This is a genomic window from Stenotrophomonas sp. TWI377 (assembly GCF_039674525.1).
Taxonomy (GTDB): domain Bacteria; phylum Pseudomonadota; class Gammaproteobacteria; order Xanthomonadales; family Xanthomonadaceae; genus Stenotrophomonas.
Genome location: NZ_JBDJNT010000003.1, coordinates 74,449 through 91,948, shown reverse-complemented (window position 1 = coordinate 91,948; position 17,500 = coordinate 74,449). Strand labels below are relative to the sequence as shown.

The following is a 17,500-nucleotide window of genomic DNA, read 5'->3' as shown; positions in this document are numbered from 1 at the left end:
GGATCCGACCCCTGCAGAGCGCTGATCGATTCTGCGAATGACACACCGTTGTAGAGCCCGCGGTCTATGCCGGCGGCAGCACCTTGCCCGGGTTGAGGATGCCGTCCGGATCCAGCGCGTGCTTGATCGCCCGCATCGCCGCCAGCGTGGCCGGGGAGAAGGCCTGGGCCATGAAATCGCGCTTGGCCAGCCCGATGCCGTGCTCGCCGGACAACGTGCCGCCGAGCGCCAAGGTCAGCTCAAAGATCTTCGGCAGCGCGGCATGCGCGCGTGCGTTTTCGTCGGCGTCGTCAGGGTGGTACAGGATGTTGACGTGCAGGTTGCCGTTGCCGGCATGGCCGAAGGTGACGATGGTCAGCGTGTACTCGCGCGCCAACGCCTGCACGCCGGCCACCAGGTCGGGGATGCGCGACACCGGCACCACCACGTCTTCGTTGATCTTGCCCGGGGCGATGCTGCGCAGCGCGGGTGACAGCGCCTTGCGCGCGGCCCACAGTTTCTCGCGTGCGGCTCCTTCCATGGCCACGTCCAGCGCCAGCAGGCCGTCGCCCTCGGCGGCGGTGGCCAGTGCCTGCAGCAGGTAGGGCAGGGTGTCGTGGTCGCCGTCGGCTTCCACCAGCAGCATTGCGCCGGCCTCGGGCACGTCGGCGCCATTGCGACGCAGCAGCGCCAGGCTGCGCGCGTCCATGAATTCCAGCCGCGTGGGCACCACCGGTTGCGCCATCAGCCGCGACACCGCCGCGGCGGCGGCATCGGCATCGCGGTACAGCACGCGCAGCCCGGCCTGGGTGACCGGCAGCGGGGTGAGCTTGAGTGTGGCTTCCACGATCAGCGCCAGCGTGCCTTCGCTGCCCACCAGCAGGTGGGTGAGGTCGTAGCCGGTGGCGTCCTTGGTGTAGGCGCCGCCGCAGTGGATGAGCTCGCCTGCGCCGGTGACCGCCACCAGCCCGAGCACGTTGTCACGGCTGGTGCCGTACTTCACCGCGCGTGGGCCACCGGCATTGCACGCCAGGTTGCCGCCGATGCTGCAGATGTCCGCGCTGGACGGGTCCGGTGCCCAGAACAGGCCATGCGGGGCCAGCGCGTGCTGCAGGTCGCCGTTGAGCACGCCCGGCTCGACCACCGCGCAGCGGTTGCCGGGTTGGATGTCGAGGATGCGCGCCATGCGCGCGAACGACAGCACGATGCTGCCGTTGACCGGTACCGCCGCGCCGGTGGTGCCGGTGCCCGCGCCGCGCGCCACCAGGGCCACGTGGTGCGTGCGGCAGGCGCGGACCAGCGCCACCACCTGCTCGCGGTCACGCGGAAACGCCACGCCGAGCGGCAGCTGGCTGCGCCAGGAGTTGTCCTGCGCATGGGCGGCCAGCGCCGCGTCATCGGTGCGCCACCCGTCGTCGCCCAGCAGGGCATGCACGGTGGACAGGAAGGCGGCGGGCAGGGCGGGGGGGGGCGACATCAGGCGTTCCGGGAATTCACAGGGGCGCGTTGGATCAGCCGCCAGCCGATCACGGCGGCGGCCAGCGGCAACCACACCCAACGCAGTTCAGACACAACGGTGGCCAGCCCGCGCGCGCTGAAGAACTGCCCGGCGAACGGCGACACACGGATCGGGCGCCACGGCGCGAACAACCGCTCGCCACTCCATGGCCACCACAGGGCAACCCCGAGACCGCCGGAGGTGAACGCGTCCAGCAGCGGGTGCGACAGCGCACTGATGCCGACGAACGCGGCGGCCTGCACTGCACTGGCGCGCAGGCGCGTATGCAGTACCGCAGCGAGCACGGCCAGCACCGCAGCGAACACGATCGAATGACTGGCCCCGCGGTGGCCGAAGCTGTCGGCATAGGGAATGTGCAGCGCGAAGGCCAGCACATCCGCGTCGGGCAGCATCGCCGCGACCACGCCAGCGGCCAGCAACGGGGTGGCGATGCGGCCGCGATCCGCGGCGCACCACAGCGCCAGCGGAATGGCGGCGTGGGTGAAGATGGAGGGCATCAGCAGTCGTCCAGCCGGAACGCGTCGCGCAGCCAGTTCAGCTGCGGGGGCTCGCCACTGGCTTCAACCACGTCGAAGCGGCAGGGCTGCTCGGCCAGCCAGGGATGGGACTGCAGAAACAGCTGCGCGGCGATCACCAGCTTGCGTCGCTTGCGCAGGTCCACCGACGCCGCGCCGCCGCCGAAGCGGGCAGTGGCGCGGTAGCGCACTTCCACGAACACGACGACATCGCCGTCGCGCATGATCAGGTCGATCTCGCCCCGGCGATACCGCGCGTTGGTGGTGACCGGACGCAGCCCGGCCTCACGAAGATGGTGCTGTGCGGCGGCTTCCACCGCCGCACCGCGTACCGCGCGCCCGGTGGGCACGTGGCTCAGTTGCTGCTGGCGATCGGCATCGGCCGGCCACCGCTGAAGGTCGACCATGCCGGCACCCGCAGTACGTTGCCGTTGCTGTCCAGGAACAGGGTGCCGGTGGCGCCGGCCAGGCCGCCTTCGGTCGCGACCTTGTCCAGGTAGGCGCTGATCTTCCAGGCATCGAAACCGAACGCGAACAGGCGACCGGAGGCACCACGCGCCGAGGGCAGGATCTGCCCGGCCGTGGAGGCGGCCGGCAGGCCGGGCACGCCACGCACGTTCCAGGCTTCGTTCGGATAGACGATGCCGTCCAGCGCCATGTCTTCTTCCGGCTTGCCGGCACCGACGGTCAGCTGCGAGGTGCCGACGCGGCTGGCGCCACCGGCACCGGCCAGCGCCAGCTGCGGGGTCAGTGCACGCGCCTGCGGCGCCTTCACTGCCAGCAACACACCGTCGATGGCGCCCGCCGCACGCACCTGCGCGCCAATGTCGCCGACCGTGTCGCTGACGCCGATGGTGGCCACCACCTGACCACCGCGCTGCGCGAAGCGCTCACGGAAGGCGGCGGCGGCACGGCGGCCGTTGTCATCATTGCTGTGGATCACCAGCACCTTGCTGCGCTCACGTCCGCGCAGGTACTCGGCGGCGATGATGCCGTCGTCTTCCGGGGCCAGCGAGAAACCGGCGCTGCCCGCCGGCGGGGTGTCCTTGCCGCGGTTCAGGGCCAACACCGGCACCGGCAGTTCGCGGCGGCCGAACACGGCATCCACTTCATCGCGGCCGAGCGGGCCGACGATGAAATCGGCACCGGCGGTCACCGCCTTGTCGTAGGCGGCCACGGCACCGGCGGCGGTACCGGCGGTGTCGATGAACTGGATGTCCGGACGGCGGCGGGTTTCACCGTAGTAACCGCTGAGCAGGCCATCGCGGACCGGCTGCGCGGCGGTGGCCAGGCGGCCACTGAGCGGCAGCAGCACGGCCATCTTCACGGGCGGACGATAGCCATCGCTCATCGCCGGCGGGCGCTTGCTGGTATCGAACTGCGAGGCGCCTTCGCGATCGAACGGACGCGGCAGCGGCAGGCCCCGGGCGATCAGCGCACGGCCGGCGAAGTTGTACAGCGGCTCGTTGGCCGGCAGTGCCGCCGCGCGGGCGCGCAGGGTGGCATCGTCCAGCGTGCCGAGCAGGCCGGCGATGGCCTGCTGGTTGTCGCTGCGCGCCTTGCCGGAGAGCGCGGCGTGCGCACGGGCGCGCTCAAGCGCGGCGCCGAGGTTGTCGCCGGTGGCCTGCAGTGCGTTGGCGCGCGCCAACTGCCAGCGGGTACGCAGCGAGGGGGGGACCGCGTCGGCCGATTCTTTCAGTGCGGCCAGCGCCTGGGCCGGCTGCTTGTCTGCCAGCGCGCGTTCGGCCGTGGTCAGCTGGTAGCGCTGGAGGCTGGCGCCACTGAGCTGGCGCGCAGTGACCTGGGCCAGCAGCGTGCGGGCGCGGGTGGCATCGCCGGCTTCGTGCCAGGCAAAGGCGGCATCGGCCAGGGCGGCGCTGCGGGCACTGCCGCGCAGGGTGTTGGCCAGGGCTTCCAGCTGGACCGCCGCATCGCGCGGCTTGCCCTGCTCGATCAGCGCCAGGGCCTGGCTCTGGGCCGGCGAATCCGGCGCACTGGTGAAGCTGGTCGTGGCGCAGCCGGCAAGCAGCATCAGCGACAACGAAAGGGCGGAGATCCGTACGACGGGCTTGTTCATGATCAGGTCCATTCGATGGGGGCAGCGGCCGTGGCCGGGGAACGGTACGATTCTACCCTTGACCACGGAAGAGCCGCTGATGAGTGCTGTCCCCATGCTGTATGTCGTTGCCACCCCGATCGGCAACCTCGCCGATCTGACCCCGCGCGCGCAGGACGTGCTGCGTTCGGTGGCCGCGATCTGCGCCGAGGACACCCGCCGCAGCGGCCAGCTGCTGGCCCACTTCGGCATCCAGCAGCCGTTGGTGGCGCTGCATGACCACAATGAAGAAGCGTTGTCGCAGCGGATCGTGGCGCGCCTGTTGGCCGGGGAGTCGCTGGCACTGGTCAGTGATGCCGGTACCCCGCTGGTCAGCGACCCGGGCTACCGGCTGGTGCGCGCCGCGCGGGAAGCCGGGATCAAGGTCAGCCCGATTCCCGGTGCCTGTGCGGCGATCGCGGCGCTCAGCGTGGCCGGCCTGCCCAGCGATCGCTTCACCTTCGAGGGCTTCCTGCCGGCCAAGGCCTCCGGCCGCCGCGAGCGGCTCCATGCGCTGGCCGGTGAAACCCGCACGCTGGTGTTCTACGAATCCTCGCACCGGATCACCGAATCGCTGGCGGACATGGTCGCCGCGTTCGGGCCCGAGCGGCCCGCGGTGCTGGCGCGTGAGCTGACCAAGCTGTTTGAGACCGTGCTGGATGGTGATCTGGCCTCGCTGCTGCAGCAGGTCGAGGCGGACGACAACCAGCGCAAGGGCGAATTCGTGGTGATGGTGCAGGGCGCGGCCGACGATGAGGAGGCTCAGTTGGCCGCCGGCCGCCGCATGTACGCCAAGCTCAGCGAACACCTCCCGCCGTCCACCGCAGCCAAGCTCGCCGCCGAACTCACCGGTGCCCCCAGAAAAGCCCTGTACGGCGGTTGATCGGCCGGTCGCGCCACCCCACGGGTGGCTGCACGCGGTGCCAAAGAAGGTAGAGCCACCCCATGGGTGGCTGCACGCGGTGCCAAAGAAGGTAGAGCCACCCCATGGGTGGCTGCACGCGGTGCCAGAGAAGGTAGAGCCACCCCATGGGTGGCTGCACGCGGTGCCAGAACGTGAGGCAGCCACCCATGGGGTGGCTCTACCGCGCGTGCAGATTGAATGCCGGCCCACGCCAACCGTCTGGAGGCACAGCCCCCTTTAGTAAAGGGGGCGCGGCGACAGCCGCGGGGAATTGGGCGCTGGTGGCCCGGGGCCCAAGGTGTGCGCTGCAAACCTTGGGGCTTTTTTCGTCATGACGAAAAAAGCGGCGGAGCCGGCCGATAAGCCGGGTTTTGTCGTGGACAGTCATTCCTCTAGGCCCTACGTCACCGCAGCGCTCAAGCAACCTACCCGGACCCGACGCGGGCCACGCCATTAGGTCCCTATTTGGTCTTGCTCCAGGTGGGGTTTGCCGTGCCGGTCTGTTGCCAGACTCGCGGTGCGCTCTTACCGCACCATTTCACCCTTACCGGCTTCCCGAAGGAAACGTAGGCGGTATCTTTCTGTTGCACTTTCCGTCGGCTTGCGCCGCCCAGGCGTTACCTGGCACCTTGCCCTATGGAGCCCGGACTTTCCTCGGCATCCGCAAGGGATGACGCGACTGTCTGGCCGACTCCGCCGCGCGCATTGTCCCACATCCCGGCATGCGGAGGGCGGGCGATCACCCCGGTGTTCGATACTGCCCGGCCGAGATGAACTGCGCGAAGCGTTCGCACCACACCACCACGGTGGTGAATTCCTCGACATCCACGCCCGGTGGCACATCGACCAGGAATCGGTTGAAGGTCTTCACCTCGCCGATCCGCATGGCATCGGTCTTGATCCGTTCAAAGCCGGCCTTGGTATCGACGAACTCGCGGGTCAGATACACCTTGTAGTCGGGCCCCGGGGCGATCTTGCCGGTGAACGCGACCTGGGTGGCGCTCACGCTCAGTGCGCCGTCGGCCCAGTGCAGCGCGTCGCTGCCTTTCTGGTCGCGGTGGAAGGTGGCGTGGTAGCGGGCCTGTCCCATCGCGTCCTGTACCTGTTGCACCGGCGGATCGTCGGGGGCGGTCAGGATCGGCAGGAAGTACACGCCCAGGCCGAAGCCCACGCCAAGGACCAGCAGATGGCTGGCCAATAGAAAGAGGATGCGTCGCATGCAGGTCTCGGGTCCGAAGAGGGCGCGGCGAAGGTGCCGTCCGCCTCATCCTCGTCGCGGGGTGTCCGGGGTCAAGCCACGGCCGATGCCGGCGCCGGCCGTGGCCGGCGCCCGCCCGGGTCCAGCCCGGCGTCATGGCCTGAAATCCGTTGCGGCGCAACGCGTTAAACTTCGGTAAACACCTTCAATCGCGGCTGAAGTGCCCCGTCGCACACCGGCGAAAACGGGCTCGTCGCGTCATATCCCCGCAGCCGGCGCCGTAACCGCCAGCCGCGTCTCGCCGATGCAGCTGCCGTCCGGCCCGAACCGGCGCTCGTGGATGAAACCCTGGCCGTCGGCATCCAGCGCGATCAGCGTGCTGGCGCGGGTGCCGTACTCCGGGCTGCGGATGAACGCTGCGCTCAGCCAGCGCTCGCGTTCGAGGCCGATGCCGGTGTCGGGCAGGGCGCTGTCGTCGGCCCGGGTTTCATCGGCCAGCGCCGCCCACAGCGGGCCCAGGTCGTCGCTGCCGCTGGTGATCCAGCCCTGCAGGGCGGCGTTCAAGCGCTCCGTCTTGGGCCACGGGGCATCCAGCGGCCCGTTGGACATGCCATGTACGCCGGGCGCCAACGCCTGCCGGCCCGCCGGGTGGTTGCCCAGGAACTGGCAGCTGTCGCGATCGGCCAGCAGCAGGTTGAACGGGGCGAAGTCGGCGGCGCGGGCGGTCAGCCCATCGGCGAAGCGGGCGGCCGGGGCGGTGTCACGCAGGTAGTCGGCTACCAGGGCCCCGCGTGAGGGGCCGGTCTGCCGGGCCAGCGGGTCGCGCACGTTGGTCACCACCGCCATCCGTCCGTCCGCACCGATCCCGGCCCAGGTCCCGCCCGAGCGCAGGTCGCGGCCTGCGGCCACCCCGTCATCCGGAGGGGGCCACCGGGCCAGGGCGGCGGTCGGCCGCGCGTGGAACTCATCGCGGTTACCGACCATCACCAACTGCCAGCGGGGGTGGGTTTTCCAGGCAAGGGCGAGCAGACACATGCCTCGCAGTGTGCCGGTTCTGCGCAGGGCGGAGGCGATGGCGGCCGGGTCAGGACTGAATACGGGGCGATGTTTCACGCGGCCTCCACAGGCCTGAACTTCGGCGAAATCTCAAAAAATGAGACGAAACAGCAACTTGTGGATAAGCCTTGAACAAGTCTCTAAAGATCGCTGCAAGCCCTTGATGTTCAAAGTGATTTCCCCTTCGCAAAGTTGTTGACAACCCAATCGGCACTGCTAAGGTGGGCATCAGAGGGGAAACCGGGTTTTTTGTGGTTTTTCGTGGTTCAATGTTTCACCAGGCGAAGGAAAGGTGAAAACGTCGTGTTTCAAGGCGAGACGGCCATCACTGTTGACGACAAAGGGCGCATGGCGGTTCCGACCGCGCATCGCGACCTTGTCGCGCGTGTGAGCAACAACCGTCTGGTCCTGACCTACAACCCGTTCGAGTCCGGCTGTCTGTGGCTGTACGCCGAACAGGAATGGGAACGCGTCCGTGATGACGTCATGTCCAAGCCCAACACACAGCGCGTCGTGCGCCTCCTGCAACAGAAGCTGGTCGGTTCGGCCGCGCATCTGGAGCTGGACGGCAACGGCCGCATCAGTATTCCCGCCAGCCACCGTGGTGCCGTTGGCATTGAAAAGAAGGCGGTGCTGCTCGGTATGGGCGACAAATTCGAATTGTGGAGCGAGCAGGCTCATCGCGCGTTGATCCAGCAGACGTTGTCTGACGAGGATCTCGGCGATGGGTTGCTCGACCTGAAGTTGTGAGCCGGGGTGCCCGGATGCGCGGAGCAGCGCAGGCCGGTCACCTTCCGGTGTCGCAGTCGCCGGCAGGCCACCTGCCGGTCCTGTACACGCAGGTCCTGGATGGCCTGAAGGTGATCGAAAACGGCGTGTATCTCGATGGCACGTTCGGTCGTGGCGGTCACGCCAGGGGCGTGCTCGAGCAACTCGGTCCGGGAGGCCGACTGCTGGTCATGGACAAGGATCCGGAGGCGATTGCGGTAGCCGAGCGTGATTTCGCGCCGGACCCGCGCGTCTCGATCTTCCGTGGCAGCTTTGCTGATCTGCTGCACTGGGATGCCACCGCACAGGGCCTGGATGGCGTGCTGTTCGACCTGGGCGTGTCCTCGCCCCAGCTGGATGTCGCCGAGCGCGGTTTCAGCTTCGGCAAGGACGGCCCGCTGGACATGCGCATGGACCCGGACAGCGGTGAAAGTGCGGCGCAGTGGCTCAACCGCGTTGAAGAGCGCGAGCTGATGGACGTGCTGTGGACCTACGGCGAAGAACGCCAGGGCCGCCGCATCGCCAAGGCCATCGTCGCCCGCCGCGACAAGCAACCCTTCACCCGCACCGCCGAGCTGGCGGAGGTGATCGCCTCGGTGATGCCGCGTGGCAAGGACAAGATCCACCCGGCCACGCGCAGCTTCCAGGCGATCCGCATCCATATCAACCGCGAACTGGCCGACCTCGAGGCGGGCCTGGAGGCGGCGATGGCGCGGCTCAAGCCCGGTGGCCGGCTGGCGGTGATCAGCTTCCATTCGCTGGAAGACCGCATCGTCAAACAGTTCATGAACCGCTACGCCAAGGCACCGCCGAGCAACCGCCGGTTGCCCGAGCTGGCTGCCTTCGTGCCGACGCTGGACCTGCACGGTGGCGCCATCAAGGCCGAAGACGACGAGCTGGCGGTCAATCCGCGCTCGCGCAGTGCCGTGCTGCGCGTCGCCGAAAAGCGTGAGGTGGCCGGATGAGCCGCCTGCTGTTGATCGTGCTGCTGGCCTGCACCGTCGCCTCGGCGATCGGTGTGGTGTTCATGCGCCATCGCCACCGCCAGACCTTCGTGGAGCTGTCCCGGGTCGAGCGTGCGCGCGATGAGATCAACATCGAGTTCGGTCGCCTGCAGCTTGAGCAGGCCACCCTGGCCGAGGCGACCCGGGTCGACCGCGTCGCCCGCGAGCGCCTGGGCATGAAGTTCCCCGAAGCGGCCGATGTCGTGGTGATCCGGCCATGAACAAGTCCGGCCGCAACCGTGCGCGCAACAGCTTCAACCTCCGCCAGCGCCTGAAGTGGGTGGGGCTGGCGCTGGGCCTGTGCTCGGTCTCGCTGGTCGGCCGCGCCGCCTACGTGCAGATCATCAACAGCGAGTTCTACCAGCGCCAGGGCGAAGCTCGTTACCTGCGCGAACTGCCGATCAACACCTCGCGCGGCATGATCACCGACCGCAATGGCGAGCCGGTCGCGGTGTCCACCCCGGTCGCCTCGATCTGGGTCAACCCGCAGGAACTGCTGCGCTCGCCCGACCGTATCCCCGAGCTGGCGACCGCGCTGGGCATGCCGCTGGATGAGCTGACCTCCAAGCTTTCGCAGAAGGCCGATAAAGAATTCATGTATCTGCGCCGCCGGATCAATCCGGACGACGCGGAAAAAGTGGTCGCGATGAAGATCCCGGGCGTTGCCTCGCAGCGCGAGTTCCGCCGCTTCTACCCGCAGGGTGAGGCGATGGCGCACGTGCTCGGCTTCACCAACATCGACGACCGCGGCCAGGAAGGGCTGGAGCTGGCCTTCGACGAATGGCTGCGCGGCAAGGCCGGCGCCAAGCGTGTGATCCGCAACCGCAAGGGCGACACGGTGGAGAGCGATCTGCTGCGTGCCGCCGAGCCGGGCAAGGACCTCACTCTCAGCATCGACCGCCGCATCCAGTTCCTGGCCTTCAAGGAGCTGCGCAACGCGCTGATCGAAAACAAGGCCGCGGGCGGCTCGATGGTGATCATGGATGTGGCCACCGGCGAGATCCTGGCCATGGTCAACCTGCCGACCTACAACCCCAATGCCGTGGGTGGCGCTGCGCCGGACACCCGCCGCAACCGCGCGGTGACCGATCTGGTCGAGCCGGGTTCGACCATGAAGCCGCTGACCATCGCCTCGGCGCTGCAGTCCGGCGTGGTCACCAAAGACACCACGGTGGACACCAACCCGGGCTACATGGCGCTGGGCCGCTACACGATCAAGGACGTGCCGCGGAACAATGGCGTGCTCAACGTCACCGGCGTGATCACCCGCAGCTCGAACATCGGCGCGGCCAAGATCGCCGCCAAGATGCCGGACCAGGTCTTCTACGACCACATTCACAGCTTCGGTTATGGCGTCGCCCCGCACAGCGGCTTCCCGGGCGAATCGGCCGGCGTGCTGCCGCGCCCGGCGCGCTGGAGTGGTCCGTCCAAGACCACCATGTCCTATGGCTACGGCCTGAATGTCAGCCCGCTGCAGATCGCGACCGCCTACTCGGCGCTGGGCAACGGCGGCAAGCTGATCGCGCCGACCTTCGTCAAGGGCCAGCGCAACGAAGGCAAGCAGATCATCGACGAGAAGATCGCCAAGGAAGTCGTGGCGATGATGGAAACCGTGGTCACCCAGGGCGGCGCCAAGCAGGCGGCCGTGCTGGGTTACCACGTGGCCGGCAAGACCGGCACCGCCCGCAAGGCCGGCCCCGGCGGTTACGAGCGTGGCCATTACAACGCGCTGTTCGCCGGCGTGGTGCCCGCCACCAACCCGCGCTTTGCCACGGTGATCGTCATCAACGACCCGCAGGGCGGCAAGTATTACGGCGGCCTGGTCTCCGCACCGGTGTTCCACAACGTCATGGAAGGCGCGCTGCGCCTGATGGACGTGCCGCCGGATGACATCGAGTCGTGGCTGGCCGCCCAGCAGTCCGGAAAGATGGGCCACTCGGCCTCGGTGCTGCCGATGCCGCCGCCGGAAACGGTGATCGCGCCCGATGCCGCCGCAGAATTCGATGCCGCGCTGCCCAGCGCGCACGCCACAGTGCCGCCCGCGCAGGGAGGCACGCAATGAGCCAGATGATGTTGCTGTCGCAGTTGCTTCCCGATGTGGTGCTGAGCCACGACCCGACCATCACCGGCCTGGTGCTGGACAGCCGCGCGGTGCGCCCGGGCAATGCCTTCGTGGCGATCGCCGGCTTCGGCGCGCACGGGCTGGGCTTTGTCGATCAGGCCCGCGCCAATGGCGCCGGGGCGATCCTGTTCGACCCGCCGGCCCCGGCCGAGCTGCCGGCCCCGGCCGATGCGATTGCCGTGCCGGGCCTGCGCCACCGCATGGGCGCGATGGCCGATCAGTTCCACGGCCACCCCTCGCGCGCGATGACGATGGTCGGCGTGACCGGCACCAACGGTAAAACGTCCACCGTGCAGTTGCTGGCCCAGGCCTGGCACCTGCTCGGCACCCGCAGCGGCAGTATCGGCACGTTGGGCGTCGGACTGTATGGCGACGTGGTGCCGACCGGCTTCACCACGCCGCTGGTGCTGCAGATGCATGAGGTGCTGGCGCAGCTGCGCGACGGGGGTGCCCAGGCCGTGGCGATGGAAGTCAGCTCGCACGCGCTTGATCAGGGCCGCGTGGATGCCGTGCATTACGACGTGGCGGTGTTCACCAATCTCACCCGCGACCATCTCGACTATCACGGCGACATGGCGCAGTACGGCGCGGCCAAGGCCAGGCTGTTCCACCGCGACGGGCTCAAGGCCGCCGTGGTCAACCTCGATGACAGCTTCGGCAGCGAACTGCTGCGCACTGTCGGTGAGAGCGTCCGCCCGATCGGCGTGAGCTCGCGCGGTGCCGCGCAGGCCACCGTACGCGCTGATTCGCTCACCCTGGACGGTCGCGGCATCGCCTTCGATCTGGTCGTGGACGGTCAGCGCCATCCGGTGCAGTCGCCGCTGCTCGGCCGCTTCAACGTGGACAACCTGCTGGCCGTGGCCGGTGCGCTGCATGCGCTGGATCACGCCCCGGCCGCGATCGCCGCGCTGCTCTCGCAGCTGCAGCCGATCGCCGGGCGCATGAACCGCCTGGGCGGCGAGGGTGGCCTGCCCACCGTCGTGGTCGATTACGCGCACACCCCGGATGCGCTGGAACAGGCACTGACCAGCGTGCAGGGCCATCTGGCCGGGCGCCTGATCTGCGTGTTCGGCTGCGGCGGCGAGCGCGATACCGGCAAGCGCCCGCAGATGGCCGCCATCGCGGAGCAACATGCCGACGTGGTGATCGTCACCGACGACAATCCACGCGGCGAAGACGGCGACGTGATCGTGGCCGACATCCTCAAGGGATTTGACGCACCCGCTGCGGTCACTGTGCAGCGCGACCGCGCCGCCGCGATCGCCACCGCGATCGGCCAGGCCGGCGCGGGCGATATCGTGCTGATCGCCGGCAAGGGCCACGAGCCCTATCAGGAGATCCACGGGGTCCAGCACGCCTTCGATGACACCGAGGTGGCCGGCCGTGTGCTGGCCGCGCGCGCGGGGGTGACTGCATGAAGCGCACCCCGCTGTCGCTGATCGCCCACTGGGCCGGTGGTGAGATCCATGGCGAAGACACCGCCATCGATGCCATCAGCAATGACACCCGTACGCTCGCGCCCGGCAGCCTGTATGTGGCGCTGCGGGGCGAGCGTTTCGATGGCCATGACTTCGCGGCCGACGCGCTGGCACGCGGTGCCTCGGCGATGCTGGTCGAACGCCTGCTTGATGTCGCCCTGCCGCAGATCGTGGTCGCCGACAGCGAACACGCCCTGGGCCGCATCGCCGCCGGCATGCAGCGTGACCGCGACACCGCGGTCTTCGCCATCACCGGCAGCAACGGCAAGACCAGCGTCAAGAGCCTGCTGCTGGCGATCCTGGAACAGGTGGCACGTGACGACCGCAAGGTGGTCTACGCCAACCCCGGCAACCGCAACAACGAGATCGGCCTGCCGCTGGCAGTGCTCGATGCGCCGGAAGATGCCGACTACGCCGTCTACGAGATGGGCGCCGGCAAGCCGGGCGACATCGCCTACCTCACCGAGATCGTGCGCCCGCACTACGCGCTGGTGAACAACATCGCCCCGGCGCATCTGGAACGCATGGGCAGCCTGCAGGGCGTGGCCACCACCAAGGGCGCGATCTACGCGGCGCTGCCGTCCGATGGCGTGGCCGTGATCAATGCCGATGACGCCTTCGGGATCTGGTTCGAACAGCACATCGTCGGCCAGCCGCCGCGTTGCCGCGTGCTGCGCTACGGCCTGGAGCACACCGCCGATGTCACCGCGCGTGCGATCCGCCCGGCCGCGCAGGGCAGCCAGTTCGTGCTGTCCACGCCCGCGGGCGACGCCGAGATCACGCTGGGCCTGCCGGGCCGGCACAACATCAGCAATGCGCTGGCCGCCGCCTCGCTGGCGCTGGCCGCGGGCATTGCGGTGGCGCAGATCGCTGCCGGCCTGGCCCGCGCCGAGCCGGTGCCGGGCCGCCAGATCGCGCACCAGCTGCCCAGCGGCGCGGTGCTGATCGATGACAGTTACAACGCCAACCCGGGTTCGCTCGCCGCCGCCATCGATGCCCTGGCTGCCTCGAAGGACGAGGGCTGGCTGGTATTGGGCGACATGCGCGAACTCGGCCCGGACGGCGAGGCGCTGCATGCCCAGGCTGGCCGCCGCGCCCGCGATGCCGGCCTGAAGCGGCTGTACACGCTCGGCCCGCTGAGCGCCGCCGCCTCGACCGCCTTCGGTGAAGGCGGCCAACAGTTCCAGAGTCACCAGGCCCTGGCCGCCGCGCTCGCCACCGAACTGCATGCCGGCGTGCGCTGCCTGGTCAAGGGCTCGCGTGGCAGCGCCATGGACACGATCGTCAAAGCGCTGCTCGCGCAAGGAGAGGAAACCCCCAATGTTGCTTGAACTGGCCCGATGGCTGCAGCAGTTGGAGAGCCTGTTCGGGCTGTTCGGCTACCTGACCCTGCGCGGCATCCTCGCGGCGCTGACCGCCCTGTTCCTGTCGCTGTGGCTCGGCCCGGCGATGATCCGCAAGCTGGCCCAGTTCAAGGGCGGCCAGCCGATCCGTACGGATGGTCCGCAGACCCATTTCGCCAAGGCCGGCACGCCGACCATGGGCGGCTCGCTGATCCTGCTGACGATCACGCTGTCGGTGCTGCTGTGGGCCGACCTGCGCAACCGTTACGTCTGGCTGGTGCTGGCGGTGATGCTGTGCTTTGGCGCGATCGGCTGGTACGACGACTGGATCAAGATCGTCCGCCGCGACCCGAACGGCCTGAAGTCGCGCTGGAAATACCTGCTGCAGTCGATCTTCGGTCTGGCGGCCGGTCTGTTCCTGTTCTACACCGCCGATGTGCCGGCGGCGATGACGTTCTACATCCCGATGTTCAAATCGATCGCGCTGCCGCTGGCCGGCATCAGCTTCGTGGCCATCGCGTATTTCTGGATCGTCGGCTTCTCCAACGCGGTCAACCTGACCGACGGCCTGGACGGGTTGGCGATCATGCCGACGGTGCTGGTCGCCTGCGCCCTGGGCGTGTTCGCCTATGCCTCGGGCAACGTGGTGTTCTCCAGCTACCTGCAGATCCCGCAGATCCCGGGCGCCGGTGAGCTGGTCATCATCTGCGCGGCGATCGCCGGCGCAGGCCTGGGCTTCCTCTGGTTCAACACCTATCCGGCCATGGTCTTCATGGGCGACATCGGCGCGCTGGCGCTGGGTGCGGTGCTGGGCACGATCGCGGTGATCACCCGCCAGGAGCTGGTGCTGGTGGTGATGGGCGGCGTGTTCGTGATCGAGACGCTGTCGGTGATGATCCAGGTCGCCTCGTTCAAGCTGACCGGCAAGCGCGTATTCCGCATGGCACCGATCCACCATCACTTCGAACTGAAGGGCTGGCCGGAGCCGCGCGTGATCGTGCGCTTCTGGATCATCTCGGTCGTGCTGGTGCTGATCGGCCTGGCCACGTTGAAGGTCCGCTGATGAACGACCTGTCGCGCCAGGCAACCCGCCTTGAAGCCATCGGAGGCCACTTCGACAAGTGGCTGCTGGGCGCGATCATCGCGCTCACCGGGCTGGGCGTGGTGATGGTCGCGTCGAGCTCGATCGCGCTGATGAGCAGCCCGTTCTATTACCTCAACCGCCACCTGATCTTCCTGGCGGTGGGTATCGGCCTGGCAATCATCGCCATGCGCACCGAGCTCAAGAGCATCGAGCAGTACAACCAGATCCTGCTGCTGGGTTGCTTCGCGCTGCTGGTGGTGGTGTTCATCCCGGGCCTGGGCAGCAGCGTCAACGGTGCCCGCCGCTGGATCAACCTGGGTATTTCCAAGTTCCAGACCGTCGAAGCGGTGAAGGTGCTCTACATCGTGTGGCTGTCCAGCTACTTGGTCCGCTTCCGCGATGAGGTCAACGCCACCTGGCCGGCAATGCTCAAGCCGCTGGGCGTGGCCGGCGCGCTGGTGGTGCTGTTGCTGCTGCAGCCGGACTTCGGCTCGTCCACGCTGCTGCTGGCGATCACCGCCGGCATGCTGGTGCTGGGCGGGGTCAACATGCCGCGCATGTCCATGCCGGTGATCATCGGCATGGTCGGCATGAGCGCGCTGGCGATCATCGAACCGTACCGCATGCGCCGCATCACCTCCTTCCTGGACCCGTGGGCCGATCAGCAGGGCGACGGTTACCAGCTGTCCAACGCGCTGATGGCCGTGGGCCGTGGCGAGTGGACCGGCGTGGGCCTGGGCAACTCGGTGCAGAAGCTCTATTACCTGCCCGAAGCGCATACCGATTTCATCTTCTCGGTCACCGCCGAGGAGCTGGGCTTCCTTGGCACCTGCCTGATCATTTCGCTGTATGCGCTGCTGGTCGGCCGCACCTTCTGGCTGGGCATGCGCTGCGTGGAAATGAAGCGCCACTTCTCCGGCTACATCGCCTTCGGCATCGGCCTGTGGATCAGCATGCAGAGCTTCGTCTCGATCGGGGTCAACCTCGGCATCCTGCCGACCAAGGGCCTGACCCTGCCGCTGATTTCCTCGGGCGGCTCGAGTGTGCTGATGACCTGCGTGGCGATGGGCCTGCTGCTGCGCGTCTCCTATGAACTGGACCGCGCCGAGCGCCGCCAGGCCGTGCGCATGGGCGCCGACCAGGAAGGCCCGCTGCCGGGCGACGTGCCCAAGGCCGACAGCGCCAGCGCGGTCGCCGCGGCGATGCAGGACAGCGGCAACCGCGATGCCGCACCGCGCGACAGCGCCACCCGTGGCACCAGCCGCATGCAGCAACGCATCGAACCGACGCTGGGGAGGATGGGATGAGCACGCCTCGCCTCGATCCGTCCCAGCGCCCGGTCATGATCATGGCCGGCGGTACCGGTGGGCACATCTTCCCCGGCCTGGCCGTGGCCAAGGTGCTGCGCGAACGCGGCGTGCCGGTCACCTGGCTCGGTGCCGATGGCGCGATGGAAACGCGCCTGGTGCCGCAGCACGATATCCACATCGATACGCTCGCCATCGGTGGCCTGCGCGGCAAGGGCAAGCTGGCCCTGATCGGCGCACCGCTGCGGCTGCTGCGCGCGATCCGCGCGGCCGGCTTCCTGATCCGCGATCGCCAGCCGCGGGCGGTGATCGCCTTCGGTGGCTTCGCCTCCGGCCCCGGCGGTATCGCCGCGCGCCTGCATGGCCTGCCGTTGCTGGTGCACGAACAGAACCGCGCACCGGGCATGACCAATCGCGTGCTGTCGCGCTTCGCGCGCCGCGTGCTGGCCGGTTTCCCGGGCAGCTTCGCCAAGCGTGAGGAAGCGGTCGGCAACCCGGTGCGTGCCGAGATCGCCGCGATCACGCCGCCCGAGCTGCGCCTGGCCAACCGTCAGGGCCCGCTGCGCCTGCTGGTCCTCGGTGGCAGCCAGGGGGCACGCGTGCTCAACAACGCGGTGCCCAAGGCACTGGCTGCGCTGGGCGCCGGCATGCCGGTGCAGGTGCGCCACCAGAGCGGCGAGAAGCTGCATGCCGAGGCGCTGCAGGCGTATGCCGATGCCAGCGTGCAGGCAAGCGTGGAACCCTTCATTGCCGATATGGCCGAGGCGTTCGCCTGGGCCGATCTGGTGGTGTGCCGCTCCGGCGCCTCCACCCTGGCCGAGCTGTGCGCGGTCGGCGTGGGCAGCGTGCTGGTGCCGTTTGCCGCGGCCGTCGACGATCACCAGACCCGCAATGCGGAGTATCTGGTCGAGCGCGGCGCCGCTGTGTTGCTGAAGCAGGATGAAACGCTGGCGACGCAGCTGGAAGGCGTGTTGCGCGATTTGTCCGAAAATTCCGCCCGACGCATGCAGATGGCCAATGCCGCGCGTGCCCTGGCCAAGGTCGATGCCGCTGAGCGCATCGCCGACATCATTCTCGAGGAATCCAAATGAACACCGCTACGCGCGCCAGCCTGGCGCGAGGCCGCGC

At 68.5% G+C, this 17,500-nt stretch carries 16 protein-coding genes and 1 other RNA gene; 10 read left to right on the top strand and 7 right to left on the bottom strand.

Annotated elements, in window-relative coordinates:
* Positions 1-64: 64 nt before the first annotated feature.
* From ABE546_RS05055 to ABE546_RS05040, 4 genes are read right to left on the bottom strand one after another with little or no spacing between them, the layout of a single operon-like run.
* Positions 65-1,456, bottom strand: coding sequence for an FAD-linked oxidase C-terminal domain-containing protein (locus ABE546_RS05055; RefSeq protein WP_346462853.1), 1,392 nt, complete (start codon positions 1,454-1,456; stop codon positions 65-67).
* The gene (locus tag ABE546_RS05050; protein WP_346462852.1) at positions 1,456-1,995 is read right to left on the bottom strand and encodes a metal-dependent hydrolase; all 540 of its coding nucleotides are present in this window, start codon (positions 1,993-1,995) and stop codon (positions 1,456-1,458) included. Before ABE546_RS05050 ends, ABE546_RS05055 begins: the two co-directional genes overlap by 1 nt.
* Positions 1,995-2,420 (bottom strand): YraN family protein, encoded by a 426-nt coding sequence (locus ABE546_RS05045; protein ID WP_313210251.1) that lies wholly within the window; start codon positions 2,418-2,420, stop codon positions 1,995-1,997. The genes ABE546_RS05050 and ABE546_RS05045 overlap by 1 nt, the downstream gene beginning before the upstream one ends.
* A complete protein-coding gene (locus tag ABE546_RS05040) occupies positions 2,369-4,090 on the bottom strand; it encodes a penicillin-binding protein activator (RefSeq protein WP_346462851.1) in 1,722 nt (573 codons plus the stop codon). Before ABE546_RS05040 ends, ABE546_RS05045 begins: the two co-directional genes overlap by 52 nt.
* Positions 4,091-4,169: 79 nt before the next feature.
* On the opposite strand from ABE546_RS05040, the gene rsmI reads away from it, so the two are divergent.
* Positions 4,170-4,991: a 16S rRNA (cytidine(1402)-2'-O)-methyltransferase gene (gene rsmI, locus ABE546_RS05035; protein ID WP_346462850.1), complete on the top strand. Its 822-nt coding sequence runs from the start codon at positions 4,170-4,172 to the stop codon at positions 4,989-4,991.
* 365 nt (positions 4,992-5,356) lie between these two features.
* Here rsmI and rnpB read toward each other — a convergent pair.
* The 3 genes from rnpB to ABE546_RS05020 form a co-directional block, all read right to left on the bottom strand.
* Positions 5,357-5,707: RNase P RNA component class A (rnpB, locus tag ABE546_RS05030), an RNA gene on the bottom strand.
* A 44-nt stretch (positions 5,708-5,751) separates the two neighbouring features.
* Positions 5,752-6,231, bottom strand: coding sequence for a DM13 domain-containing protein (locus ABE546_RS05025; RefSeq protein ID WP_346462849.1), 480 nt, complete (start codon positions 6,229-6,231; stop codon positions 5,752-5,754).
* Between the two features lie 237 nt (positions 6,232-6,468).
* Complete coding sequence (locus ABE546_RS05020) at positions 6,469-7,245, bottom strand: NRDE family protein (protein WP_313219985.1); 777 nt, start codon at positions 7,243-7,245, stop codon at positions 6,469-6,471.
* 324 nt (positions 7,246-7,569) lie between these two features.
* Here ABE546_RS05020 and mraZ point away from each other — a divergent pair, with 324 nt between their 5' ends.
* From mraZ to murG, 9 genes are read left to right on the top strand one after another with little or no spacing between them, the layout of a single operon-like run.
* Positions 7,570-8,016, top strand: a complete 447-nt coding sequence (gene mraZ, locus ABE546_RS05015; RefSeq protein ID WP_019182494.1) for a division/cell wall cluster transcriptional repressor MraZ — start codon at positions 7,570-7,572, stop codon at positions 8,014-8,016.
* A gap of 14 nt (positions 8,017-8,030) precedes the next feature.
* Positions 8,031-8,999, top strand: coding sequence for a 16S rRNA (cytosine(1402)-N(4))-methyltransferase RsmH (gene rsmH / locus ABE546_RS05010; protein WP_313219984.1), 969 nt, complete (start codon positions 8,031-8,033; stop codon positions 8,997-8,999).
* On the top strand, positions 8,996-9,259 hold the full coding sequence (gene ftsL / locus ABE546_RS05005; protein ID WP_019182492.1) for a cell division protein FtsL: 264 nt from the start codon (positions 8,996-8,998) through the stop codon (positions 9,257-9,259). The genes rsmH and ftsL overlap by 4 nt, the downstream gene beginning before the upstream one ends.
* Positions 9,256-11,100, top strand: coding sequence for a penicillin-binding transpeptidase domain-containing protein (locus ABE546_RS05000; protein ID WP_121042695.1), 1,845 nt, complete (start codon positions 9,256-9,258; stop codon positions 11,098-11,100). Before ftsL ends, ABE546_RS05000 begins: the two co-directional genes overlap by 4 nt.
* Complete coding sequence (locus ABE546_RS04995) at positions 11,097-12,578, top strand: UDP-N-acetylmuramoyl-L-alanyl-D-glutamate--2,6-diaminopimelate ligase (RefSeq protein ID WP_346462848.1); 1,482 nt, start codon at positions 11,097-11,099, stop codon at positions 12,576-12,578. The genes ABE546_RS05000 and ABE546_RS04995 overlap by 4 nt, the downstream gene beginning before the upstream one ends.
* Positions 12,575-13,969 carry a UDP-N-acetylmuramoyl-tripeptide--D-alanyl-D-alanine ligase gene (gene murF / locus ABE546_RS04990; RefSeq protein WP_313219983.1) on the top strand — a complete coding sequence of 465 codons (1,395 nt, stop codon included), beginning with the start codon at positions 12,575-12,577 and terminating at the stop codon, positions 13,967-13,969. Before ABE546_RS04995 ends, murF begins: the two co-directional genes overlap by 4 nt.
* On the top strand, positions 13,959-15,044 hold the full coding sequence (mraY, locus tag ABE546_RS04985) for a phospho-N-acetylmuramoyl-pentapeptide-transferase (RefSeq protein WP_088433957.1): 1,086 nt from the start codon (positions 13,959-13,961) through the stop codon (positions 15,042-15,044). The genes murF and mraY overlap by 11 nt, the downstream gene beginning before the upstream one ends.
* The gene (gene ftsW, locus ABE546_RS04980) at positions 15,044-16,372 is read left to right on the top strand and encodes a putative lipid II flippase FtsW (RefSeq protein WP_070471723.1); all 1,329 of its coding nucleotides are present in this window, start codon (positions 15,044-15,046) and stop codon (positions 16,370-16,372) included. The genes mraY and ftsW overlap by 1 nt, the downstream gene beginning before the upstream one ends.
* Entirely contained in the window at positions 16,369-17,463 is a 1,095-nt protein-coding gene (gene murG, locus ABE546_RS04975; protein ID WP_313210228.1) for an undecaprenyldiphospho-muramoylpentapeptide beta-N-acetylglucosaminyltransferase, read from the top strand. The genes ftsW and murG overlap by 4 nt, the downstream gene beginning before the upstream one ends.
* The last annotated feature ends 37 nt before the right edge of the window (positions 17,464-17,500 follow it).

Bases quoted from the DNA above. Each gene is read 5' to 3' on its own strand.
- ABE546_RS05055 (WP_346462853.1), bottom strand. From the start codon at position 1,456: ATGTCGCCCCCCCCCGCCCTGCCCGCCGCCTTCCTGTCCACCGTGCAT.
- ABE546_RS05050 (WP_346462852.1), bottom strand. From the start codon at position 1,995: ATGCCCTCCATCTTCACCCACGCCGCCATTCCGCTGGCGCTGTGGTGC.
- ABE546_RS05045 (WP_313210251.1), bottom strand. From the start codon at position 2,420: ATGGTCGACCTTCAGCGGTGGCCGGCCGATGCCGATCGCCAGCAGCAA.
- ABE546_RS05040 (WP_346462851.1), bottom strand. From the start codon at position 4,090: ATGAACAAGCCCGTCGTACGGATCTCCGCCCTTTCGTTGTCGCTGATG.
- rsmI (WP_346462850.1), top strand. From the start codon at position 4,170: ATGAGTGCTGTCCCCATGCTGTATGTCGTTGCCACCCCGATCGGCAAC.
- ABE546_RS05025 (WP_346462849.1), bottom strand. From the start codon at position 6,231: ATGCGACGCATCCTCTTTCTATTGGCCAGCCATCTGCTGGTCCTTGGC.
- ABE546_RS05020 (WP_313219985.1), bottom strand. From the start codon at position 7,245: ATGTGTCTGCTCGCCCTTGCCTGGAAAACCCACCCCCGCTGGCAGTTG.
- rsmH (WP_313219984.1), top strand. From the start codon at position 8,031: ATGCGCGGAGCAGCGCAGGCCGGTCACCTTCCGGTGTCGCAGTCGCCG.
- ftsL (WP_019182492.1), top strand. From the start codon at position 8,996: ATGAGCCGCCTGCTGTTGATCGTGCTGCTGGCCTGCACCGTCGCCTCG.
- ABE546_RS05000 (WP_121042695.1), top strand. From the start codon at position 9,256: ATGAACAAGTCCGGCCGCAACCGTGCGCGCAACAGCTTCAACCTCCGC.
- ABE546_RS04995 (WP_346462848.1), top strand. From the start codon at position 11,097: ATGAGCCAGATGATGTTGCTGTCGCAGTTGCTTCCCGATGTGGTGCTG.
- murF (WP_313219983.1), top strand. From the start codon at position 12,575: ATGAAGCGCACCCCGCTGTCGCTGATCGCCCACTGGGCCGGTGGTGAG.
- mraY (WP_088433957.1), top strand. From the start codon at position 13,959: ATGTTGCTTGAACTGGCCCGATGGCTGCAGCAGTTGGAGAGCCTGTTC.
- ftsW (WP_070471723.1), top strand. From the start codon at position 15,044: ATGAACGACCTGTCGCGCCAGGCAACCCGCCTTGAAGCCATCGGAGGC.
- murG (WP_313210228.1), top strand. From the start codon at position 16,369: ATGAGCACGCCTCGCCTCGATCCGTCCCAGCGCCCGGTCATGATCATG.